At 45.7% G+C, this 22,962-nt stretch carries 19 protein-coding genes and 1 tRNA gene; 11 read left to right on the top strand and 9 right to left on the bottom strand.

Features of this window, described 5'->3' with window-relative positions; all coding sequences use genetic code 11:
- Positions 1-222 precede the first annotated feature (222 nt).
- The gene (locus H6F98_RS26825; RefSeq protein WP_192221752.1) at positions 223-774 is read left to right on the top strand and encodes a cofactor assembly of complex C subunit B; all 552 of its coding nucleotides are present in this window, start codon (positions 223-225) and stop codon (positions 772-774) included.
- An 84-nt stretch (positions 775-858) separates the two neighbouring features.
- On the opposite strand, the gene H6F98_RS26830 is transcribed toward H6F98_RS26825, so the two are convergent.
- Positions 859-1,176 carry a DUF3155 domain-containing protein gene (locus tag H6F98_RS26830; RefSeq protein ID WP_192221753.1) on the bottom strand — a complete coding sequence of 106 codons (318 nt, stop codon included), beginning with the start codon at positions 1,174-1,176 and terminating at the stop codon, positions 859-861.
- A gap of 446 nt (positions 1,177-1,622) precedes the next feature.
- On the opposite strand from H6F98_RS26830, the gene H6F98_RS26835 reads away from it, so the two are divergent.
- Positions 1,623-3,062 carry a GAF domain-containing sensor histidine kinase gene (locus H6F98_RS26835; protein ID WP_192221754.1) on the top strand — a complete coding sequence of 480 codons (1,440 nt, stop codon included), beginning with the start codon at positions 1,623-1,625 and terminating at the stop codon, positions 3,060-3,062.
- Positions 3,063-3,171: 109 nt separating this feature from the next.
- Here the strand turns inward: H6F98_RS26835 and aroF are convergent, their stop codons facing one another.
- From aroF to H6F98_RS26870, 7 genes are all read right to left on the bottom strand, one after another.
- Positions 3,172-4,032 carry a 3-deoxy-7-phosphoheptulonate synthase gene (gene aroF, locus H6F98_RS26840; RefSeq protein WP_192221755.1) on the bottom strand — a complete coding sequence of 287 codons (861 nt, stop codon included), beginning with the start codon at positions 4,030-4,032 and terminating at the stop codon, positions 3,172-3,174.
- A 477-nt stretch (positions 4,033-4,509) separates the two neighbouring features.
- Positions 4,510-5,457: an MBL fold metallo-hydrolase gene (locus H6F98_RS26845; protein WP_192221756.1), complete on the bottom strand. Its 948-nt coding sequence runs from the start codon at positions 5,455-5,457 to the stop codon at positions 4,510-4,512.
- Positions 5,458-5,823: 366 nt separating this feature from the next.
- Positions 5,824-10,800, bottom strand: coding sequence for a CHAT domain-containing protein (locus H6F98_RS26850; protein ID WP_192221757.1), 4,977 nt, complete (start codon positions 10,798-10,800; stop codon positions 5,824-5,826).
- 203 nt (positions 10,801-11,003) lie between these two features.
- Complete coding sequence (locus tag H6F98_RS26855) at positions 11,004-13,241, bottom strand: transglycosylase domain-containing protein (protein WP_192221758.1); 2,238 nt, start codon at positions 13,239-13,241, stop codon at positions 11,004-11,006.
- Positions 13,242-13,767: 526 nt separating this feature from the next.
- On the bottom strand, positions 13,768-14,211 hold the full coding sequence (locus H6F98_RS26860) for a hypothetical protein (RefSeq protein ID WP_192221759.1): 444 nt from the start codon (positions 14,209-14,211) through the stop codon (positions 13,768-13,770).
- A 150-nt stretch (positions 14,212-14,361) separates the two neighbouring features.
- Positions 14,362-15,858 carry a glycosyl hydrolase family 57 gene (locus H6F98_RS26865; protein WP_192221760.1) on the bottom strand — a complete coding sequence of 499 codons (1,497 nt, stop codon included), beginning with the start codon at positions 15,856-15,858 and terminating at the stop codon, positions 14,362-14,364.
- A 196-nt stretch (positions 15,859-16,054) separates the two neighbouring features.
- Positions 16,055-16,432, bottom strand: a complete 378-nt coding sequence (locus H6F98_RS26870; RefSeq protein WP_192221761.1) for a nuclear transport factor 2 family protein — start codon at positions 16,430-16,432, stop codon at positions 16,055-16,057.
- A 252-nt stretch (positions 16,433-16,684) separates the two neighbouring features.
- On the opposite strand from H6F98_RS26870, the gene H6F98_RS26875 reads away from it, so the two are divergent.
- The 9 genes from H6F98_RS26875 to H6F98_RS26915 all read left to right on the top strand — a co-directional run bounded on the left by H6F98_RS26875 (position 16,685) and on the right by H6F98_RS26915 (position 22,162).
- Positions 16,685-17,680, top strand: coding sequence for a hypothetical protein (locus tag H6F98_RS26875; protein WP_192221762.1), 996 nt, complete (start codon positions 16,685-16,687; stop codon positions 17,678-17,680).
- A 66-nt stretch (positions 17,681-17,746) separates the two neighbouring features.
- Positions 17,747-17,817: transfer RNA gene (locus tag H6F98_RS26880), tRNA-Gly, on the top strand.
- A gap of 111 nt (positions 17,818-17,928) precedes the next feature.
- On the top strand, positions 17,929-18,180 hold the full coding sequence (locus tag H6F98_RS26885; RefSeq protein ID WP_192221763.1) for a DUF2281 domain-containing protein: 252 nt from the start codon (positions 17,929-17,931) through the stop codon (positions 18,178-18,180).
- Complete coding sequence (locus tag H6F98_RS26890) at positions 18,177-18,599, top strand: type II toxin-antitoxin system VapC family toxin (RefSeq protein WP_192221764.1); 423 nt, start codon at positions 18,177-18,179, stop codon at positions 18,597-18,599. The genes H6F98_RS26885 and H6F98_RS26890 overlap by 4 nt, the downstream gene beginning before the upstream one ends.
- Complete coding sequence (locus H6F98_RS26895) at positions 18,589-18,741, top strand: hypothetical protein (protein WP_192221765.1); 153 nt, start codon at positions 18,589-18,591, stop codon at positions 18,739-18,741. Before H6F98_RS26890 ends, H6F98_RS26895 begins: the two co-directional genes overlap by 11 nt.
- Positions 18,742-18,773: 32 nt before the next feature.
- Entirely contained in the window at positions 18,774-19,244 is a 471-nt protein-coding gene (locus H6F98_RS26900) for a hypothetical protein (protein ID WP_192221766.1), read from the top strand.
- A 96-nt stretch (positions 19,245-19,340) separates the two neighbouring features.
- Positions 19,341-21,458, top strand: a complete 2,118-nt coding sequence (locus tag H6F98_RS26905; RefSeq protein ID WP_192221767.1) for an NACHT domain-containing NTPase — start codon at positions 19,341-19,343, stop codon at positions 21,456-21,458.
- Positions 21,459-21,587: 129 nt separating this feature from the next.
- Positions 21,588-21,839 (top strand): type II toxin-antitoxin system ParD family antitoxin, encoded by a 252-nt coding sequence (locus H6F98_RS26910; protein ID WP_192221768.1) that lies wholly within the window; start codon positions 21,588-21,590, stop codon positions 21,837-21,839.
- Complete coding sequence (locus H6F98_RS26915) at positions 21,836-22,162, top strand: type II toxin-antitoxin system RelE/ParE family toxin (protein WP_192221769.1); 327 nt, start codon at positions 21,836-21,838, stop codon at positions 22,160-22,162. The genes H6F98_RS26910 and H6F98_RS26915 overlap by 4 nt, the downstream gene beginning before the upstream one ends.
- Before the next feature lie 165 nt (positions 22,163-22,327).
- On the opposite strand, the gene ispF is transcribed toward H6F98_RS26915, so the two are convergent.
- Positions 22,328-22,807: a 2-C-methyl-D-erythritol 2,4-cyclodiphosphate synthase gene (ispF, locus tag H6F98_RS26920; protein ID WP_192221770.1), complete on the bottom strand. Its 480-nt coding sequence runs from the start codon at positions 22,805-22,807 to the stop codon at positions 22,328-22,330.
- Positions 22,808-22,962 lie beyond the last annotated feature (155 nt).

The following is a 22,962-nucleotide window of genomic DNA, read 5'->3' on the forward strand; positions in this document are numbered from 1 at the left end:
TCCCGGAAAATTGAAGGATTAAGCTTATTTGAACTTGTCCGTTCTACCTTGAGGGCCCACTAGGTAATGGTTGTAATTATTGAATTAATTTTTTGCACCTGTTCACTTCTGTGAAGAATTGTGCGAACTTAGGGTGCATTAGAGAAGACGTTGTTCACTGACAGCTAACAACTCACAAATTGTAAAGTAGTAGCAAATGTTATCTGTCCTAAACAAACATCCGTGAATACAGTCATTCTTTCATCTACATTCCTGCTAACACTGTTGTTAGCAGTCGGTTTGTTCTTCTTCATCCGCGCTTCTGTTAAAGACCGAACGCAACAAGTGAAGCTAATTGCCCAAGAACCTGAAGAATCACTTGTGATTCGGTTACAGCAATACTTTGATCAGAGAGCTTACCAAGTAGCTGCTGTCGATGCCGCTACTCATCAAGTCACCTTCCAAGGGTTTGTTCGGCCAAGTTGGCTGCTGGCAATCTTTTTAACTACACTCGCCGCCGTAGGCATCCTTTGTTTATCACTCGTTCTTTCTTTCCTCTACCCAAAACTTACCAGTGTTTTTCTGGCGTTAGTTTTACTAGCACCTGCGGCTGGAGTCTTTTATTGGAAAAAAGCCGGACGAAGTGAGCAAGTGTCCTTACAAGTAGAAGCTATAGCCACTCCAGACACTGGCACACAAAGTCTGCTTACCGTCACTGCCCATCGGGATGAACTACGAGAACTGCAACAAGCTCTAAACCTTAAACCCTCTTCTGAATCTTCCACTAGCCACTAACCGCAAAAGATTAACCCTACTCAAACCTATGCTTGAGTAGGGTTAAAGAAAAGCGCCTGTCACAAAGATTTTACCGGCAATGGATCAGTGACTTTGAGCTCCAACTACAGCTTTTTCTACGGGGGAGTCGAGTATCCGTAGACTGGGAAACAGAAAATGATTTTCTTCGACATATTGGGCCCCAAATAGCCCTTTTTCTGCCCAGAAATAACGGTCTGTAGTATGTTCGTTTCGCTTCACTAACAGCAATGCGGGTGGAAGTATCCCTTTAACTTGAATAAACTTTCGTGCTGCTGTGACCGGTTTATCTTCACCGCTTTCGAGATTATACTGAGGCACATGCTCCAGAATCTTACGCCCTTCCTGGCGGCGGCGACTTTTGCGCTTACGTCTTCTTGCCAACCTCTTTTACCTCCTCTTTCTGCTGACAGTTGTAATGTTAGTTACAAAAGCCGTCGAAAGTATATCTGCTTGAGTTCAAAATATCAACTTCTCTTCATACTTCTATACAAAACCGTTAAGCACTTATGCAGCAATGGTTAAGAGGGCTTAAAGAGGCTTGTAGAACCTAAATATGTTAAGGGGAATTCGTTTATTCTTAACATAGTGTAATACCGTGTAACGAGTTGTTAACTATAGCCAATGTGGTCAGTTTGCTGACAAGTTCGACAATATAGAAAAAGACCCGAAGATTGGATAGGCTTAAATTAACATTATAAGACTTGAGTTTGTAGGGTATGAGCTACGGACTTCTGGTTTATCCTTAGAGCTTGATGTTTAATTTCTACCTAGCCGCAACATTGGTTTTTAATTAAGCCTGCTGTCATAGATTCAGTTAACCTAACCTCATGTTCATTCCTGCCAGTTCAGAATTTGTCGCGCTATGTCAATCACAAGTGGCAGTGTTAACTCAAGGGTTGGGTGCAGCTAGTGGTGCTGTGTATTTGACAGAAGAACTGGTAGAGGGATCTGATGCAAAGCTAATTCCTGTTGTGGTTTATCCTGAAGCCACAGCGAGGTGGAACGACGAGGAGGCTGACTTCGTGTTGCCTGAGTTTCAAGGCAAGATTAAAACTATTCCTCGGTTATTGAAAGCTGCCCCACGCTTGCTTCCTCAGGCATCTGATAAGCACCAAGTGGTGGATTCAACCTCACCGGAGTGGGAAGAACTTTCCTTACAACAGCAGCGCCAAATTATTTTGCCCCTAATGCATGAAGGTGTTGTAATGGGGTTGCTCGTGACTAGTCGTGAAGATCGACCCTGGAATGAGAGAGAGAAGACAACAGTTGAACGAATTGCTCGAACTTTGACGATCGCATACATTATGGATCAGCGTCGTACTTGGTTTGAGCAGGAGTTGACCCAGCAAGGGCGGTATCAAGCTCAACTGCGCGATCGCTTAGATGACCTCCTACATCAATTTCGCAACCCTCTGACGGCTTTAGGGACGTTTGGCAAGCTGCTTGTGAAGCGATTGCTACCAGGGGATAAAAATCACGATGCCGCATCTAGCATTGTCCGGGAGAGCGATCGCTTGCAAGAGTTGCTGCAACAGTTTGAGGCAACCCTGGACATGAACGAAGCTGAACTGGCACCACTAGCACTTCCCTCTACAGCCAGCGCTGAGGCGTCTGGATTTCCAACGAGAAGCGACTACCCAGGAACTACCCCAACTCCCAATTCTCTACTACCAAGCAAAACTATCGTTCTGGAATGGTTTTCAGTAACAGATGTTTTAGAACCGCTGATTGCCTCGGCAAAAGCGATCGCACAAGAACGTAATCTGGAGTTACAAGCTGAAATTTCTCCTAACCTACCCTTAGTGCAAGGCAATGCTAAGGGATTACGAGAGGTACTGAGCAATCTGATCGACAACGCCTTGAAGTACACACCAGCAGGTGGCGAGATTGACATTTACGTTGGTGTCTTTGCACAAATACCTCAAAGTGATTCCTCCCTTGCCTCTCTTCCTCCCCTGCCCTCTTCGCCAACATCACAACGTCTTGCAATTACCATTAGTGATACTGGTCCTGGAATTCCACCTCAAGATTTGGAACATCTGTTTGAGCGGCATTATCGAGGTGTGCAAGCAACAACAACAATTCCTGGTAGTGGTTTAGGGTTAGCGATCGCGAAAGAACTGATTGAACAAATGCAGGGTGAAATTGAAGTATTCAGTCCTGCACAATCTATCTGGACGGCACAAAGCTCAGAATCTGCGATCGGCACGACTCAAGACCATTTAGGAAAAGGTACAACCTTCATCGTTTGGTTGCTGATACAATAACCAGCTATACAACCAACTGAGAGCTGTTTGTTGATTGAGCAGGAACCCAGTGACAATAGATGAATACCTAACGAAAGGACACTAGGCTCCTGTTCCTAATACCAACAACCTAAGCCGCAACAGAAAGCTCTACAAGGCTTTTCACTTCAGGTATAGTCCGCCCAACGGCAGCCGCTATGGGTCGCAAGCTGTGAACTAAATCCACCATATCTTCTAGAGAAAGCGCCTGACGAGCATCCGAAACAGATTTTTCAGGTTCCGGGTGACACTCAATAATTAACCCATCTGCGCCACACGCGACAGCAGCTTTTGCTAGTGGTGCTACTAACTCTCGCTTACCAACCGCATGAGACGGGTCTACAATCACAGGCAAGTGGGTCAACTGCTTAAGTGCAACGACTGCACCTAAATCTAGTACATTGCGGGTGTAGTTATCGAAACTGCGGATACCACGTTCACACAACACGACATTAGGATTGCCATGGCTGAGAATGTATTCTGCTGCCATAACAAACTCCTCAACCGTAGCTGCGAGTCCTCGTTTCAACAGTATCGGTTTTTCCGCTTGACCTAAGGCTTTAAGCAAATCAAAGTTTTGCATATTCCGACTGCCAACTTGTAGCATATCGGCGTAAGTAACAATAGATTCAATTTGAGCAATAGACATTACTTCTGTCACAACTGGGAGATTGTGACGCTGGCGTACATCCGATAAAATTTCTAATCCTTCGATGCCTAATCCCTGAAAAGCGTAGGGAGATGTACGGGGTTTGAAAACTCCTCCTCGTAGCGCTTGTACGGGTGCGTGTTGTAGTTGAGTGGCAACTGTCTCCATTTGTGATCGACTCTCAACGGTGCAGGGACCACCAATAATTACAAATTCTCTACTACCGAAGGCAACTTGTTCTGAAAGCTTGACAAGTGTCTGGTGGTCAGAGTGAGCAGCGAGTGTAAGTTTAGCGTTCAACATGGGAAAGACTCCTTTGTGAGATTAGATGGGCAAGAAAAAACCCGGTTCCTTGGAAGGTTCCGGGTTGTAGTGAAAAGCTGGCGCGACTTTACTACCCGGAACACGTTCTGGGATAAAAATAAAAGCCGTAAAACCAGCTACCAAGATAAGTTGTCACGTCATTACTCCTGTGCTTGTTCGCCTTAAAAAACAAAAAACCGCAGAGTCTGTTCTGCGGTTCACCGGGCGTTCCATGCGAAGCTGGATTCACTGCCGGTGAACCTGTGTAAACCAAAAGTAAAAGTAATAGCTGTTGGTGAACATAGCTTGGCGCTGGAGCAAGATACTTTGCTAGAAAATCTTTATCCTGCTAACCCTAGCAAGTTTAGTGGACTTAAGTCAACACTTGTAAGGAAAACAAAAAAGCTGATAGCTGATAGCTGATAGCTGACGGCTTTGGAGCTATATATGTTCGCTACTTGCGATCGCACTCATCTATCACTGCTTCCCTTGAGTTATCTGCTGGTAAGCCGTTTCAAGATTACCCTTGTACAAAGCTTGAAACTTATAGCTTTTGTAGGGAGCAGGAACCGCAAAACGTTCGAGAACTTGTTCTTGAGTCAGTGATTCCTCCTTCCACGTTAAAGCTAACTGTTCCAAATCATCAAAGTAGCTCTTTAACGTTTCTAGCCCCCTCCGGTCGGTAACTGAGCCATGTCCAGGCAGCAAACGAGCATTGGGATAGGTAGCTATGAGTTGAGATAGACTATCCTGCCACTTTTGAATATTGCCATCGCTGATGAAGGGAATACGCTGATGGAACAAGATATCACCCGTGAACAAGACATCAGCATCGGGAACATAAGCAACCAGGTCAGTTCCGCCAGAATGACCTTCAACCTCCGCCAATTGCACCTGACGTTCACCTAACCAAATTGCACTTTCATTATTAATAACTAAACTAGGTGGGGTGGGGTTGGGGTCTTGTTCTTTGTTGCGGTTGACCATATATTCCCGAATTGGTCCCCGCCCAACAATCGATACACCTCTGGCTTCTGCGGCAGGATTGCCTCCGGTGTGGTCAAAGTGATAGTGGGTGTTTAGTACATACCGGATAGGCTTATCGGTTAAGCCTTCAACTGTCGAAAATAGTAGATTTGCCAGCGCCGCATTCTGAAAAGGATCGATTACTAGAACGCCATCAGTGCCAATGACAACCCCTGCATTACAAATTGCCATATTGGGGTTTTGGGGTGGGAAGTCCGTGCTTGCAATTAGTCCATAGATTCCAGAACCTAGCTCTTGCAGCGTCAACCCAGCCGTTTCTAGAGTGAGGTTAGAAGTTGCTGGGGATTGGGCTTGGGAGTGAGAATGCCATCCAATCACGCCTATACAAGTGACTAAAGTTGCTAATAACAAGACTATCCAGCGCCGCAATCTGTTCATTATCATCGCTCCTCACGCTTGATCGCTGTTCTTCATTTCAGCTTCGTGGTATCTGTAGCAGAAAGCCGTCAGCTATCAGCTATCAGCTTTTTTGTTTTCCTTGTCTGGTCTGGGTTTCACACACCTCCCGCCATACTTCAGTACGCTGAAAACCGCTATAAGCAAGTTACGCTCTTGTGATTGATTTGTCTAGCAGTTCTACTTATTCAAAAAGCGTGTTTTGCTTTTGAATTCAGGACTTACGCTTACCCCTACATATGGCGCTTTAAAGAGCAAATTGCGTAAGTCCTAAATTAATCGATTATGAATAATTTACCACTACCGAAAGAAAATCTCTTTTTTCTAACACCTAACAGCCTGCACTAGTTACCAGGGATTACCAATCAGTGTAAATGCGCTCCAGTAGTAGGGATGAGTCAGTTCCCTATCTCCCTGCTGAACTAGTACTTCGGGTAGGGGGACACGGCGATTAGCAGTTATTAGTTGACCGTCTTGCAATCGTACTTGTCCTTTGAGCATGGCTAATTGAGCTTGCCGTAGCGCCTCTGCTTTGATGGGAGCTTGCTTTAATTGCTCGTAGAATCCGACCATTAGCCCTAATGTTCCTTCATCATTAACAGACCACAAACTCCCTAAAGCGGACTTGACCCCAGATTGCACTGCCAACCCGGCAAATCCTAACTCTGCCTCCTCATCACCAAGCACCGTCCGACAAGCACTCAACACTAACAGTTCTACTGGCGGCTTATTCAACTTTAGCTGTGGCAGTTGGGTGAGCCGCAGTTTACTCTCCCATAACTGGAGGAAGGAGTTACTGGCATCACCCGGTTTAAATTCTGCATGGGTGGCTAAGTGGATAATCCCAAATGGTTGTGAAGCGCGAGCTTGTTCAAGATTTTTCAGGGTAAAAGCATTGTTTAGGAAGGATTTCCCTGACCATAACTGATTGGTAATGACAGACAATTCAACGGATACAGCGGGTAAAGGCTCATTGTCAGTGAATTGGTCAGCGCCCATCGCTAATACAGATGTGTTCCTCACATCCCTGTAGTAGGGGTCAGTAAGAGATAAGCTAGGCATCAAACTTACACTGTATTCTTCTAGAATAAATTTTTGTCCATCATGCAAGGCGGCAATTGGCACTGAGCGTAAACCCGTGTCCATTAGGAATACTAAACTATTGATCTGTTGAGCTTCTAGTTCCGATTTTACAGATGCAACAAACCACTGATAAAGCTGTTGAGAAGACGTTAAGTAACTATCGCGTTTGATGCGATTTGTGACATTACTACGAAACTCCGTAGCTAAATTGAGGACTTGCTCTCGTGTGGCTTCTGGGATGATTCGTCGAATTGGTTTTCCGTGTGCTGTTACCAGAATTACTTCTAAATGGTCAGTTGCTGCTGTGTTGTTTTGGGTGCCGCTTGGGTCTTGGCTGGGCGTTAATCCTTGAGAATTAATCTGCTGAGGTGTTGAGGGTACGAAGACGACATAAATGAGGGCAGATTTAAGACCCGTAATTGTTTCACTCTGGCGCAGTCTGTCTTGAGCTTTTTCTAGTGAAAAAATCGAGGTGTTGCTGATACCGAGATACTTCTCAAATTCTTTTGTGAAGTCTTCCTCTAGTGCCGCTACAGCGGTGTCAATTTCTAGAGGAGCAATCGCCTCAGATTCTTCAGGGAGAGAGACTGTTTCAAAGGGTTCAATGAGATCAATGGGATTGATCTCAATGGGGGAAGTATCAGGCGTATCTGTGTCAGGAATGTCCGGTTCAACGCTAACAATCTGAATCTTGCCTGTAGTTTGGGTATAAAGAAAAGACTGTGGTGGAGTGAGGGTGAAATCACCATCAGTAATTGCACCTGCTGTACCGTTAAAGCTGTCATCTCCAACAACGAAGGGGATTAAGCCATTCCCTCCATGTCGGATCGTAATGTCGCCTCCGCCGTTACCGCCAGCAGTAGAGATGCTAGAAATGATGCTATTACGATCAATAAACGTGTCTGTGGCTTGAAAAAATTGCCCAGTTGTGATGGCAACGCTGCCACCATTGCCAAGAGTTCCACCTTGAGCGTTGATGGTACTCACCTGAAGGTTATCAACAGAATCTAGAGTAACATCGCCACCGTTGCCAAGCGTTCCACTGGAATCGATCGCATTAGTTGTAATTGCACGTCCTGCAATCAGAGAAATTAATCCGCCACTATCGCCAGAACTATTCAGGTTATCTGTAAAGATTTCCCCGCCACGACTAACCAGAGTGATTGCCCCTCCATTAGTTGCACCAGAGGAGTTGAGATCAGCTGTTTGAATATCACCAGTAGCTGAAAGTGCGATCGCTCCCCCATTATCTGTTAGCGAACTAGTATTGAGTGTCCCTGCTGTGGTATCTATTCCCCCACCGCTTGGCCCATTATTTTCAACCGTAATACTGCCAGCAATGATGTCACTCAGGGTAATATCGCCACTGGTACTATTGGTCAATCCCTCTCCTGTATCAAGGATGATCGTTGTATCGCCAGTTCCAGAGTTGAGTGTTACTCCAGGCGCAACGGTAATCACAGCCGCTCCAGGATCGCGATAAATATCGATGACACCATTAGCTACTGTTTGGTTGGCAAGTAGCGTTAAATCGCCATTATCGGTCGTGATGTCGGTATTGATTAAAAGGCTGCGCCCTGCCTGTAGCGTTAATGTCCCGCCATTTCCGGCTAGGTTGTTGGTGGTAATTGCCTGATCAACCGTGATATCGTTATTTGCCTGGAGTACAACATTGGTTCCCGTATTCGTGATGTTGGTAATAATATCGGCATTAATCCCAACCGACTGGCCGGGATTATCGTTAAAACTAAAGCCTGTCAGACTCGCATCAAACGAATAAGCGACACCAGAATCCACGGCCGCAGTGTCATCCAGACGTACTCCCACAAGCAGGTTCGTTCCCAATACAGCGATCGCATCCCCAAATTGCTCATCTACATCGGGTTCAGGGTTGTTGAATGTTTGCAGCAATCCTCCTGTCGTGCCATCAAACAAATAAACGGCACCAGAATCAGTTGCTCCGGCATCATCACGATTGGCTCCAATCAAGATATTTGTCCCTACCCCTGCCACTGTTGTCCCAAAGCGATCGCCACCTGCGGGATCGGGGTTATTAAACGTTTGCAATAACGTACCTGTACCGCCATCAAATAAATAGGCAGCACCCGGATCTGTTGAATCTGCATCATTCGGCGCACCAATGATGACATTCGCTCCCACTCCCGCTACGGAGTTACCAAACTGAGCGTTCTCTACAGGCTCAGGATTAGTAAAGGTAAAAAGGTTATCTCCTGTAGTGCTGTCATAAAGATAAGCCGCACCTGCATTAATTACCCCCGCATCAGAATCAATAAAGGGCGCTCCAATAATAATATTTGTCCCTGCCACAGCTAATGAAAAGCCAAACTGATCTTCCTCAGCAAGGTTGGGGTTATTGAGCGCGTTAGGGTTATCGATTGTCAAGCGCGGATTTTCAGGATCGCCGACATCAAACAAATAGACAGAACCTGCATTAGCTGCCCCTGCATCGTTAAAACGCGCTGCAATCACTACCGTGTCGGTTCCTACAGCGACGACAGAATCACCAAACCGATCTCCCGCTGCTGGATCAGGGTTATTAAAAGTCTGCAATAGCTCAGCTGTTGTACTATCAAACAAATAAACAGAACCCGCCCCCGGTTGTTCCGCGACAAAATTTCCACCCGCCCCAATCAGCACATTGTTACCTATCCCAGCGACGGCAAAACCAAATTCGTCATTTGCTGTGGGTTCAGGGTTAATAAATTCTCGTAAAAAATTTCCTGCGGCATCAAATAGATAAGCAGAGCCAGCATTTTCTAGTCCTCCTGGGTTATCCTGAAAGGCTCCAATAACAACGTTTTCCCCAACTTCAGCAAGGGAAAAGGCAAATATATCATTTAGGGCATCGTCATCAGGATTGACAAAGGTTGCTAAAGGAGCATTGGCATCCGTGATTGTGATATTTTTCGGGTCGAGTAGCAAGGTACCGGATTCACCCATTGCCGCCCCGGCATCGACTAACCCAGTAAAAATTACTAATTCCTTCCCAGAAACCTCAACTGTTCCCCCATTACCCGAAGCTGCGCCCCCACGAACACTAATGTTGCCGTAGAAGCGTGTAAAACTATCTGCCCAAACAACAACTTGACCGCCGTCACCGTGCCTTAAAGCATTTGCTGTAATCACTGAGTCATCACTAACAAGGGTTTGAGTCGCTTTTGGAACAGTCCCTTGCCCTTGATAATCACCACCAATGAGGACAGTCCCACCACCCCTTGCACCTGAAGCATTAACATCGGCACTAAATAATCCCACCTTGTCACCCAAAATCTTGATGGTGCCGCCTGTTTGCCCTGCGGCAGTATGAGAAACGTCAAGGGTGCCAGAAACAATGGTTGTTCCCGCTTGGGTGGGAATTAAAGTGCCATTTGCTGTTTGTACAGTATTATCAGGTGCGACAGTTAAGCCTGTATCAAGATTGCTGCCTGTGAGTAATTCCGGTAAAGCAAGCGGCGTAATCGGTAGTAGATTTCCTTGGCTATCGGTGGGGGGTTCAACCTCTAAACTTAAAATTTGTCCCGCTTGGCTAAACTTTACCAGACTGCTTCCTGGCACCGCACTTACCGTAACACTGCCTCCAGAAGCTTCGAGAGTGCCTGTATTCACTACAGTTCCCGCAACTAAAGATAGACTCTGCCCTGGTTCTACTGCCAAGTTGCCAGCATTAACAATCGCTCCTACTTGCGTTGCCTCGAAGTGAAAGGCATTGGGGCTACCAGCTAGAGTGCTATAGTCATTTGGCGCAAAGGCATTAAACCAACCCTCATCAAAGCCAATCCCTGTAGCGGTAGTAGCTGTAAATGCAGCGGGAACATTTAGACGGGCATTGGTGCCAAAGACAATCCCGGCAGGATTCATCAAAAATAAGTTAGAACTGCCCCCAGTTACTTGAATTAAGCCGTTGATGAATGAGGGTTCACCCCCAACTACTCGCCCCAAGATGTTTTGAATCTCTGGATTAGAGAGAAAGTTGGCAATTTGTCCTGTCTCTAGCCCAAATTGTTGGAAGCTGTGGAAGAGATTTGTCCCATCTTGAGGAAGAGAGCCACCTTGGATATCGATGCGATCGCCATTTGGTGTCACAATCGTACCTGTACCATCAGCCGCTGGTGTAATCGGTTGTGAGAGGGCAGCGAGTTCTAAGTAAGGATAAACCCCAAACTGCAAACTTCCAATCCCCAATCCCGTAAGGATTGCTAACAGTAGGTTGGCTTTTTTCATAAAACCTCACAGTGCCCCTAGGCATGGCGAACGACAGACCGCTGATAGCTAAACGCTACTGCGTTTATCAACGGTTTAGTCACTCAGTTTACGTCTATGGGTACCGGATGCAATGCGACGTTGGTAGAAGAAGGAGACGGTACCAGTGCCATCAACGGCTGGTGTGATCGGTTGAGCATTGCCATAAGCCCCCATCACCCGTTTTATTGAACTACCCCACGCATATAACTACTCCACAATTGAGCGGCTACGGCACTACTCCCGCTCGTTGGAGTGTTCTTATCATTACCGAGCCAAATGCCTGTAGCTAGCTGACGGCTAGGAACGTAGCCGATAAACCAAAGGTCAACATTTCGGTCTGTGGTGCCAGTTTTACCTGCTTCTCCAAAGCCTATAGAAGCTGAACCACCTGTACCACCTTGCACAACGCCCCGTAGCAGAGTATTCATCGTATCAGCTACGCCTGGTGAAACGGCTTGTATTCCCTTTTCTCCATTCTCGTCGAAGGAATAAATTACACGGCAGGTTTGGGGGTTGTTGTTGTCGGTGCAATCACTACTATCGAGAATCCGTCTGATTGCATGGGGACGGTTCCAGACACCACCATTTGCGATCGCAGCATAGGAACCTGTAATTTCCAGCACGTTGACTTCGCTTTGTCCAATCGCTAAACGCGGTACCGGATCGAGTTTTGAGCGGACACCTAGGCGACGGGCTATCTGCACAACGTTATCCATCCCCGCAGCTTGCGCCACCCGCACAGCAACCACGTTTTCAGACTGCGCGAAGGCGGTGTACATATTAATGTTGCCGCCAGAACGTTCGCAACCTCGTAAGCCGTAAGCTGGAGCGCAGGAGAAGGTTTGGCTTGCTGGAATGCCTTGCTCTAGAGCAGCCGCGTAGTCAAAGAGTTTAAACGTAGAACCGGGCTGTCGTTGGGCTTGAGTCGCCCGATTAAACTGACTTTGGCTATAATCTACACCACCTGTCAAGGCACGAATTTCGCCATTGCGGGTGTCGAGGGTAACGATTGCCCCTTGGTCAAATCCTAAACGCGCCCCATCCGTGGCAACCTTGCTTTGTAAGGCTGTTTGTGCCTTTGCTTGAGTTTGGAGATTTAAGCCTGTTTCAACGATAAAGTTCCCTTCTTGAGCCAAATCTTCTCCGAGTAAGTCGCGCAGTTCATCGAAGACATAGCTGTAGAAGTAAGGCGCTTTTGTACTAGTAAGGAATTCACGGGCTTTCGGGCTAACGTCAATTCGCGATCGCCTTGCCCGTTGCGCCTCTTCATCGTTAATCATTCCTAGCGATCGCATCCGCGTAATCACTCGATTCCGCAGTTTCAACGCTGTATCGTAATCCTGCACTGGGTTGTATCTATTCGGCGCAGGTAACATTGCCACCAAGGTTGCAGCTTCTGAAAGGGTCAAATCCTTGGCAGATTTCTCAAAATAAAACTGGGCACCATCTTCAAACCCAAACGTCTCGCCCAAGTAGATACGGTTTAAATATGTCTTTAAAATCTGGTCTTTGCTGTAAAACGTCTCCAGCTTCAGGGCAACAGCCGCCTCCCGAAGTTTGCGCCCAGCCGTATTATCCCGCCCTACATATTCAGGAAACAGACTTCTTGCTACCTGTTGCGTGAGGGTACTTGCGCCTTGACGAATCTCTCCCCCTTGCAAATTAATCACCAGTGCCCGCAGGATACCAATTGGATCAACCCCAAAGTGCCAGTAATAGCGGCTGTCTTCCGAAGCAATCAAGGCTTTGGGTAGGTAGGGTGAAAACTCTGATAACCGCCCCAGTTCCCGGTGAACGGTTGTCCGAGGTTGTCGTAGAGGTGTTTGATCAGCAGACTGGACAATTACTGGCCCCTGGACACCTACTGGTAATGGGATGACTGGAACTTTAATCCACTCAATGCCAATGATTAAGGCAATTAAAGCCGTTAATCCACCAATTCCATAAAGAACGTAACGAATCGCCAGGATATACCAAGGCGGTGGATCGACATATTGAAGCCGTACCGCTGCGGCTAGTTCTGGTGGGCCTAACGTTAGAACATCACCATGGCGCAGCACTAAGGAAGGTAGTCGGCGTTTTCCTCGGTAAATTCCGTTCGTGGAGTTTTCGTCCTTGATGAGAAAGCTTCTCCGGCGCCGTCCGTAGCGTTCTAACGACAGATGAATCTGGCTGATGACTGGGTTGCGTACAACAATGTCACAGGATTTAGAACTGCGTCCCAAGAAGTAGCGATCGCCGATGAGAGGATAGACTTCTGCTTTATCCGCACCAGCGTCCTGCACCCAAAGTTCTGGCACTCTAGCATTGGGTTTGAGTGTTAGGGCACTAAAGTTAACCTTCGCGTGAATTGTCTGGACTGCCTGAGTTAGCTGACCAAGCAGCGTTTTCGGCGGTTGGGGAGGTTGGGGTGAACTCATTTTTAAGCGATGAGCCGACGGCTGTAAAGCTCTTGAATTATTCTACTCGCAACCTCTAATAAGGCGTTGTTGGTTGCAATTTCTGATATGTGGCAGATCAGGCTCCCTTTATCTTGGGCGATCGCTTAAACGGCTCAATTTATAGTTGTGGCTAATTTAGGCGATCGCACATCCTGAGATATATAACATCTATTTGCCACTTACAGCAACCGCTCTATCGAGATAATATCTTTATTAGTGAGAGTGCTACGGCGATTAAGTTAAACGCTGAATATGAATAAAAAAGTCGTCGTTCTTCGGGAAAACCACCTTGGATGAAGCTCCAAAACCCTTGAATGAATAGGTTTCTAAAATAAATACTCTCGATAGTGGGGCGATGGGGTGATGAGGTAATCATTGAAAACCTCAGAGTTTTTCTGGATTAACCTCCTATTCCCCAACTCCCCAACCCCTACCTCACCATCTCTCTACCTAACAAGATGAGTGAAATAATGTACATTGGTCTTTCTTTCCAAGAATCTATTCTCTAGTCAAAAGCACCCTTGATGTTATCAATAGCGCTTTGAACAGCGTTCTTTGTGTTGTCTACGGCTTTCTCAGTCCGAGCCGCATCTTCATTGGCTCTTTTCTCAATTGTATCCCGATCACTCTTGGCTTTGCGCTCTATGAAACTGCCCTCGTCATCTGCTTGATCAACTCGACTAGCATTTTTATTGGCAGTTTCCTTCACCTTATCTTTCGTATCTTCGATGAAATTCTTGGCTCGCCCAGCATCTGTACTGACTTTCCCTTGCACCTTATCTGCCACGCCTGCGTCTGCAATCAAGGTTGCAGTTGGAGCAGCCATTGCTACGGGGTTTGAGAAAAACGCCCCTTGCCAAACAAAAGCGATCGCTGACACACAAAACAGAGTTGTGGCTATCCAGCGTCCTGCTGTCGAAAGATGCTTTATAAAATAATTCCGTTTCATAGAATACAATCTCCACGAGATTTAGCATTCTATTTCTACTTCATCTGGCTCATTGGCTAAACCGCTCCCTAGACAGAGCTTTTACTGTGATAAGTTATTAGACGAATTCAGCCTTTCGATAGATTGAATAAACAAACATTGTGCAGTCTGCTAAAAACTCGTCTGAAGCTGACTTTCACCTCGTCGATAAATCTCACGAGCATAATCAGTCCAAACTCCTTGTCCCCAGTAACGAAAACAGCTTGTCTGAAGTAAAAGATTATTCATCAATGCTTCACGGTAACGAGTTTGTTGAGTAAACGTTTCTTCTTGGAGAAATGGCTCAATTTTTTCGTGAAACAAAGCACTGAGTTGATTCATCGGAGTCAAAACATTTTCGTATCCCTTCACCCAACTTAGATGATTAGTCCAAGAAGCTCCATCCATGTGAAAATTTGGCTGAGTTTGCTTTAATTCATCAATAGTTTGGGCGATGACTTCTGGGGTACAACTATTGGGTGAAACTCGCTGCCAAACATGATGTTGCCCAATCGCTTGGCAAGTTGGGTAATCTTCAGGTGTGCAACCGGCTGCTTCAATCAGTTCTAGATACTCAGTTCCGTTGATTCCCACAACCCCAGATTTTCCGCCTCCGTGATGTGCCATGTCTTCCCAAGCCTGTTTAAACGCACTGGGAAATTCATTCATCATCACGCCGCCATTTTCCCCATCTCCAATTTGACTAACAATAGGTGGTACTAAAACATTACCTAATTGCTGCCGAGATAATGTTTTTGCTTCATAGTAAGGCTGCATTTGCGCTACTAATTTTGTATCTGAACCTTGGGTTTTGATTAGTGCGGTAATGCTCACCGTTTCGCCAGAAGAATTACGGGCAACAAGACGGTGAGGTAAATGTTTATATGGTAGGGGTTGACCTGTTAGCGTTTCAACAGAATGCTCTTGAACTAGAAGCCAGCGGTACCCGCACTCTTTGAGGGCTTTAATAAATTCAAAGAGAGTATCGGGGTGATTGGGAAGATGCATTTCTGGGGGAGAAAATCCCTTAACACGCGCTAAGGCACTCCAACCAAACAAGGCAGCAAAATGATGTTGCCAAGCTTGAATATGTAACTTTAGATCGGGAATAGGTGTGGAAGGGGCAACAGTATGGCTCCACATTGTACCGAGCCATTCTACATAAGGCTGGTAAGTCGGGTCGATTGTAATGCGTTTAAGATTGTCCAAGACATCTCCCCGTCCCATTTGCCGCAGTCCCCAGAGGAGATTGCCAGAGTAATCCAACATGACGCGAGGATTTTTTCCCTGAGCTACCAATTCAGGAATAAAATCTCCCATGCGGCTGTAGCAATAGGCAAATGGTCCAGCGTTATGGTTGTCACCTTCGCCTTGATGCTCAAACATATATTGCAAATTGCTGATGAATTCGCCGTTTGAGCCAGCAGGGACAGTAGGCTGGTGCATGTGGAGCGCGATCGCAAAAGTTGCTGTAATATCCTCTAAGCGAATATTCGTAGTTGGTAAAAATACAGGCTCATTGTGGTTGACTACCTCAAGGACTTCTTTTTCCCAACCGGAAATATTAGGCAAGCCATCAATCAGTTCATCAAGTTGGGGTAGCGTTGTTTGAGGAGAGGCAGAAATCATTTTAGGTGGCTCTGTTAAGTTGTGTACACTCTCGCGTTCAGACTCCACAAGACTTATGCCTTGCCTGATTTTTAGGCGAGTGATGGAAAGGTGGCTTAAATATCTAAACGCTGTAGCTGGTACAGATAAAGTCCTACTTCACTGTTGCACAGGTATCTGGATTTTGGACAACTTCGCTTCAAGCGCTTCAGTTAACTTAACTTCGCAGTTGTGCGATCATTGCTTCTGGATTCCAGTAAGCACGAGTTGTTTGAATTTGTTCAGCATCATTCACCTCAAAAACTGTTATCCCTTCAAATGTCACAGATTTCCCACTCTTGCTAACCCCTCGGATTGTCCACTTTACCGCTGCTTCAGTTCCTGCAACGAAAATATGTTCGGTTGTTGCTTCTATTTGCTCAAAGATGGTTCTCATCTGCTGGAAAAACTCTTGGAAACCCTCATGGACTCTTGTCGGCGGATGCCCAACTGGGTCATAACTAATAGCATCTTCAGCAAAATGGGAAATCCAACCGTCTGGATTCATTGCAGCCATGTTGTCAAAGTAGGCGGTTATTACGGTTTCAATGGACATAACTTATCTCTATCTTGAAGTGGAACGAAGGGTTGGGGAAAGAGACTTTCATCGTTTCGTTGTGTACGGAAGCTCATGGAGTCTCTTGCAAAAATTGAAAAAATAGTGAATGTGCTTGAGTATTAATTGTTCTGGAAATCTCGTCAACTGTGAACAGTGAACGGTTAACACTACCTCCGAAGTGAACTATTTCTCCAAATCAGGCAGTACTTTTTGGCAGTATTGAAAAAGGCGTCTCCACTGGAAGAAAGCATGGCACTACCAAGGTTAAAACCAACTGTTCATACTCAACTGCCTGAACGCCGTCACGCTGACCCACCAGGATTGTGGTCTAGTGTGATTATTGGTTCTATTGTTATCCATATACTTCTTTTTGGAATATTGCGTCTGTTATTGATGGGGCGACTCCAAGGCTTTCTGTCTGAGGCAATTCTTATTCCTGTCGATGTCATTACTCTTGCTCCAGGATCGACATCACCTGTCTCTGGAAACCAGTTTCCGATAAATCGTCCTGCTAGAGAACCCTCTACGCAGCCTGTTAATCGTCAACCTTCCTCTGCTGCTGTTCCGCCTCAAAGCCGCACGAACTCACAGGAGATACTCACTCAGAATTCTCAAGACAATCGATTCCCTGTTGCATCATCATCACCAAATATTGCTCAAAATCGACCCTCGAATCGACCGACAGCGCCAACTTCACCCAACATTCCTCAAAATCAGCCCTCGAATCGACCGACTACAGAGCCAAGTTCACCTAATCCCGCCCCGAATCCCTCATCCAGCCCACCCACAGAACCGGGTTCGCCTAACCCTTCCCCAAATCCCTCGCCAATACCTACAGAACCCGGTTCGCCCAACCCTCAGCAAGGAAGTGGCTTTCTTGCGACTCCTGGTCAATTTAATTTGACTAGCAATGAGAGTGATGTGATCAATCCCATCATGGAGGGTGACGCATTCGCTACGTTGGCTTCAGGTAACAGACAATCATTTTCTGGAGAAGAGTTGCGATCGCTAGGTATTAATCTTGACCAAGTTCAGGTTTTACAGGTGCGCGTATGGATTGAAAGCACAGGGCAAGCAACTGTTAGCTCTACTCAAGTCCAACAAGGAAGTCTCAGTTCAAACGCGGCGCAGCAACTGGCAAAGTTAATTGTTGAGCAGTGGCAGTTTAACCCGACAAGGATGGCAGGTAGCCCAGTTCCACGGGAGTACTACCTCTCTCTTACGATTTCTCCGACTCAGAATTAGGGTTCTTGGCTTAAATACGCTAAAATCGTGTTAGCCTAGTCAAGGCTAGGAAAAAATTCCAAAACTGCGGGCGTAGTTTAGTGGTAAAACCTTAGCCTTCCAAGCTAATGATGCGAGTTCGATTCTCGCCGCCCGCTTTGAAAGATGTACAGGGACTAATTATTTGTCATCGGTGACACATTGTTGTCGCTGAGACTAATTATATGTCGTTGGGACAAACATAGGTTTTCTTGATTGAGGATAGAGCAATGACTCAAACAACTGATAAGGAACAAACGATTTTAAACCGAATCAGAAGTTTAACTCCACAACAACAGCAGGAGGTATTAGATTTTATTGAATTTTTGCAGTTTAAGGCAAGAAAGCGTGAGATAGAGGAGGAGAAGAAAAAACCTATTTCTGCTTATGAAGCAGCAAAAGAGTTTGCTGGATGTGTCGAGAGTGGCATAGGCGATCTCTCTTATAACAAAAAATATCTTGAGGAGCTTTCAGCAGGATGAAACAAAATATCATCCTAGATACGAGTCCTTTGGTAGCTTTTATTGATAAAAGCGATCGCTTTCATAATTGGGCTGTAGAGAATTGGAAAACTATCGCTATACCTTTATTCACCTGTGAAGCCGTTATTTCTGAGGCGTGTTTTTTGCTACAGAGAACTTATGGTGGGCAGAATGCGGTCATGTCTTTACTAAATACTGGCACTATCCAAATTCCTTTTCGCCTTAGGGATGAAATAGGAAGGATTAGAGAGTTGATGAATCGGTATCAGAATGTTCCGATGTCGTTAGCTGATGGGTGTTTGGTAAGAATGAGTGAGTTGATTAAGGGAAGTTGCGTGTTAACACTAGATAGTGATTTTCGAGTTTATCGGAAGAATCGCAATGAGATGATTGATTTGATTATTGCTGATGAGTTATGAGGTAAGGCAGAGAGCATCGCACTTCGCGCACACTAGCGATCGCATCCACAAGCGTCTACAACAGAATTTGACAAGCTTTGGGCAACAGCAGAGTCCTGATTTCCCTGAAGACCTTGCAGACATTACGCAGTTGTCAGAGTAGAACTGAGATAGTGAGTTGACGGCAGAGTTGCAATGATGGAACTGATTACTTTGGCAGCAGCAAATGCGATCGCAAAAGTTGCCTTTGATAAATTTGTGGAAGGTGGCACGGGTGAACTGGGCAAAAAGACGACTGAGGGTATTACGAAGCTGATCCAAAAACTGGGCGAAACTGTTTGGCAGAAAGCAATTAAAGGTAAGCCTCAGGCAGAAAAGGTGTTAACTGGGGCAGCGCAAGACTCGCCGGAAGATGTGAAGAAACTGAAGAATTACTTGAATGGCTTGTGGAAATCGGATCAAGCGTTTGAGAGGGAAGTTCAAACCCTGGTGCAGGAAATCCATCAGGTGATTCAGTTTGAGGACTGCGATGCTGAGAATGTGTTGAATGTGTTTAATGGAACGGGACAACAGTTTAACAATAAAGAGATCCAGCCGAATGCATCGGTGCAGCAAGGCACGATTACGAATAACCACAACCACTACCACGGCACTAATCCCAACTGACCAGAGTCGTCGGGAGGGGCACCGCCAAAGTCAAATACCCCACAAGCTAAACGGGAGGCATCCCAGGAGAAACTGCTGCAAGCTGTCACAACGGAAGTGCAGGGAGGGCTAGAGCAATCGTTGCACAATGCTGTGTGGCTGACTCTAGCAATGGAGCAGCAGGACTATCGCGTGCAGCGTCCTTGGTCGGCAACGGTAGCGCAACAATCCCAGCCAGCGGTGCCTTTGGATGCCGGAACTCGAATTGTGGAGGTATTTGATCGCCCAGAACTCGCCCGTCAATTGCTGATTCTGGGTGAACCAGGTGCAGGTAAGACGACAATGATGCTGGAGTTGGCAAAGGATTTGCTGCAACGAGCGACGGCAGACAAAGCAGAGCCAATCCCAGTTTTGATCAGTCTGTCTTCCTGGAAAAATCCAGAGCAGTCGTTTTTTGAGTGGCTAGTGGGCGAGTTGAAAAGGAAATATGGGAGACTTTTTCGGGCGCACCAGTGGCTAGAGAAAAATCAACTACTGCCGCTGCTGGATGGGCTGGATGAAGTGGCACCCCAGCATCAACAAGCTTGTGCAGTGGCGCTTAATACCTGGTTGACCGGGGAAGTTGTCCAGCGACCTTGTGGTGTAGTTATTTGCTGTCGGCAGGAAGAGTTTGAGCAAGTGGTGCGGCAGCCGTTGAGTCTGTATGGGGCGATTTATTTGCAGGCATTAACCGTCGAGCAAATTGAAGACTATTTTGCTCAGGTTGACTTGCAGGATGTTTGGCAGACGGTGCAGCAGGATGAATCGTTGCAGGAGTTGCTGACAACGCCACTGTTTTTATCCATGTTTGGCTGGGTGCAGAAGCAGGGACAGTTTTCCCTCTCTGATTGGCGATCGCGCACCACCTCCGATCTTAGAATTGAGTATTTGCTAGATACTTATTGGAAAGCTGCGATCGATCGAGAGCTAATTCTCAACCCTGTTGAACAACGACAAGGCATCCGCAGTAAAACCGATGGCACAAAGCCACTGCCAACGTGCAAGGCAGTTCAACGGGCATTGGTGTTTGTGGCGAAGGCATTGGAACAAGAGTCGCAGACAGAGCTTTTGATTGAGGGAATGCAACCTCACTATCTGAAAGATAAACTTCATCAATGGCAATATTGGTTATTCCTTTTTCTTGGGAACTTATTAGCTTCCGGAACTATTACTACGGTTGTCCTGTTTCAATGGTCACAGCCACCTTATCCCCCAGTTTCATGGTCATCTTTTCTTACAAGCATCGTATTACTCGGTTCACCAGGCGGATTCATTTTATCCACTGAATCTAAAGCTGATGGTGTACGACTAATAATGTATCCTTTCGTTCAAGTCTATTGTTTTATTCTCAGGAAGAAACTGCCAACGGAGTTTAGAAAATACATACCCATTCTTCATGAAAATAATCTCTCTTTGAGATTTCGATTAAAAGCCCCCTCATTCAAACATTTAAAAGATGAAGTTTTTAACCCTTCCTTAGAAATAGCCTGTTGGATGTCTGATTTTATCTTGATGCCGCTAGTGCCGCTTATCATGGAGATACATATACTGTCAGGGAAATTAGCATACGCGCTCGGATTGAAGAGATTAAGCAGAAATTTACAGCAATCTTTTTATTTAACAATTCAAAGAGCTAGGGCATTTACAAATCAGGTAGACGAATCAAGATATCCTCATCATATTTTCATAGGCATGATAACGTTTCAGTATGTCCAAATGATTAAACGAAGAGGAGGTTTTTTACTAAATTTAGCCTTTGACATACTAACACTTCTTCCAAAAATAATAATTTTTATAAATTTTATATTCTTAAATTTAGCATTTGCATTGGTAACAGAAAAAATAGAAACAGAAAAATCATTAACTCCAAATTATGGTTTGAAAGAAGCTTTTAAAAATGCATTTTTAATTTCAATACTTTTCTGTATTTCTTCTTTGATGGCTTTCCAGATGCCAGCGACGTACTATCGAGGGATTTCTTGTGTTCTTGGCTTTCTCGCTTGTGACAGTTATTTGCCTTTGATCAAACACCTATCTCTTCGTCTCGTCCTTTGGCAAAGTGGCACCATTCCCTGGAACTATGCCCGTTTTCTCAACTACTGCACCGAACGCCGCCTGTTACAGCGGATTGGTGGTCGCTATCGCTTCATGCACAAGCTCCTGCAAGACCACTTTGCCAAGATGGATTTGGGGTGATAAGGAGGCGATGGAGAACTTTAAAGCGGCGATCGCACCTAGGCAGGATAACCTCACCCAACAAGCTACAAAGAGTAAGCTAAAAGTTAAACAAGTTGACTAAAGACAACCGGAATCAGTAAAAAAGTTATGACCACGCTGAATATTTCGCTGCCTGAGACAATTCAATCGTTTGTCGAGCAACAAGTTGCTAAGGGAGGTTACAGCAATCCGTCGGAATACATTCTGCACCTGATTCTCCAAGAACAAGCCAAAACTGCACGGGTTGAGGCGCTATTACTGGAAGGTTTGGATAGTGGCGAACCGATAGAAGTGACAGATGATTGGTGGGAGCAAAAAGGCATTGAGTTAATGCAAGGGCTTCAGCCGACACAGGAATGACCAAACGCATTGTCATCACGCCACAGGCAAGTCAGGATATAGACGAACACTTTGCTTACATTGCCCAGAACAACTCGGATGCAGCCTTGCAATTTTTTGATGCAGTACGTCTGACGTTTGCTAAATTAGCCCAAATGTCAGGGATGGGTCGGTCTTATCCAGTAACTAATCCCCGTTTAGAGGGCTTGCGGAAGTGGTCAGTTAAGGGATTTGAGAAGCATCTGATTTTTTATTTATCTTTTGATGACTACATTGAAATCGTGCGAGTACTTCACGCCCCACTGGATATTGAAGAGATTTTAGAACAAAAGGAAGGTGAATGAATACGACTGGTAATGCGATCCCTTATTCATTCCCTCCCAACTTCTCCAGCAACGCTTCCCACTGCTCAATCTGCTGCTGTAGTTGTTGGATGCGATCGCACCTAGGCAGGATAATGTACATCAACACTGTTGTACATTCGCAGTATGTGGGTAACTTGAGTTAGTCTAGTTGCCCACAAGTAAGGCGACCGCATAGGCAGCAATTCCCTCTTCTCGTCCCACTGGACCTAACTTTTCATTCGTGGTTGCCTTGATGCCGATTTGGTCAGGTTTTAATTCAAGGGTTGTGCTGAGGCGATCGCGCATTGCTTTAATATGAGGCTTAAGCTTAGGACGCTCTGCCACAATAACAGAGTCTATGTTCCCAATTGCAAAACCGTGCGATCGCACTAGTTGATTAACTTGACTCAATAAAACCAGACTATCTGCTCCTGCCCACTGCGGGTCTGTTGGGGGAAAGTAATGACCAATATCCCCCAAACTCAAAGCACCCAGCATTGCATCCATAATCGCGTGAGTTAGGACATCGGCATCACTGTGACCTAGTAGCCCCAACTCGTGAGGAATCTCCACACCACCAATAATTAAAGCCCGCCCCTTGCAAAGTTGATGGATATCGTAACCGTTGCCAATGCGAATGTTCATTGTTTAGCAATAAGATTAGTAATGTTTTTCTAAAATAATTAAGGCTCTTCAGTACTTAGTATGCTAAATCAACAATTAAGATGCCAATTAAGCAAGCATCTAATTCGGTAATTTTCAAAATGTCTAAAACCATAAGCAGAGCGTTTAATCAACTT

Origin of the sequence: Microcoleus sp. FACHB-SPT15 (genome assembly GCF_014849525.1) — a bacterium.
Classification (GTDB): Bacteria; Cyanobacteriota; Cyanobacteriia; order Cyanobacteriales; family Coleofasciculaceae; genus Symplocastrum; species Symplocastrum torsivum.

Coding starts and splice junctions, on each gene's coding strand:
- H6F98_RS26895 (WP_192221765.1), top strand. CDS start 18,589: ATGAGTTATGAGGTAAGGCAGAGAGCATCGCACTTCGCGCACACTAGC.
- H6F98_RS26885 (WP_192221763.1), top strand. CDS start 17,929: ATGACTCAAACAACTGATAAGGAACAAACGATTTTAAACCGAATCAGA.
- aroF (WP_192221755.1), bottom strand. CDS start 4,032: ATGTTGAACGCTAAACTTACACTCGCTGCTCACTCTGACCACCAGACA.
- H6F98_RS26890 (WP_192221764.1), top strand. CDS start 18,177: ATGAAACAAAATATCATCCTAGATACGAGTCCTTTGGTAGCTTTTATT.
- H6F98_RS26865 (WP_192221760.1), bottom strand. CDS start 15,858: ATGATTTCTGCCTCTCCTCAAACAACGCTACCCCAACTTGATGAACTG.
- H6F98_RS26835 (WP_192221754.1), top strand. CDS start 1,623: ATGTTCATTCCTGCCAGTTCAGAATTTGTCGCGCTATGTCAATCACAA.
- H6F98_RS26915 (WP_192221769.1), top strand. CDS start 21,836: ATGACCAAACGCATTGTCATCACGCCACAGGCAAGTCAGGATATAGAC.
- H6F98_RS26870 (WP_192221761.1), bottom strand. CDS start 16,432: ATGTCCATTGAAACCGTAATAACCGCCTACTTTGACAACATGGCTGCA.
- H6F98_RS26850 (WP_192221757.1), bottom strand. CDS start 10,800: ATGAAAAAAGCCAACCTACTGTTAGCAATCCTTACGGGATTGGGGATT.
- H6F98_RS26910 (WP_192221768.1), top strand. CDS start 21,588: ATGACCACGCTGAATATTTCGCTGCCTGAGACAATTCAATCGTTTGTC.
- H6F98_RS26845 (WP_192221756.1), bottom strand. CDS start 5,457: ATGAACAGATTGCGGCGCTGGATAGTCTTGTTATTAGCAACTTTAGTC.
- ispF (WP_192221770.1), bottom strand. CDS start 22,807: ATGAACATTCGCATTGGCAACGGTTACGATATCCATCAACTTTGCAAG.
- H6F98_RS26860 (WP_192221759.1), bottom strand. CDS start 14,211: ATGAAACGGAATTATTTTATAAAGCATCTTTCGACAGCAGGACGCTGG.
- H6F98_RS26855 (WP_192221758.1), bottom strand. CDS start 13,241: ATGAGTTCACCCCAACCTCCCCAACCGCCGAAAACGCTGCTTGGTCAG.
- H6F98_RS26900 (WP_192221766.1), top strand. CDS start 18,774: ATGATGGAACTGATTACTTTGGCAGCAGCAAATGCGATCGCAAAAGTT.
- H6F98_RS26875 (WP_192221762.1), top strand. CDS start 16,685: ATGGCACTACCAAGGTTAAAACCAACTGTTCATACTCAACTGCCTGAA.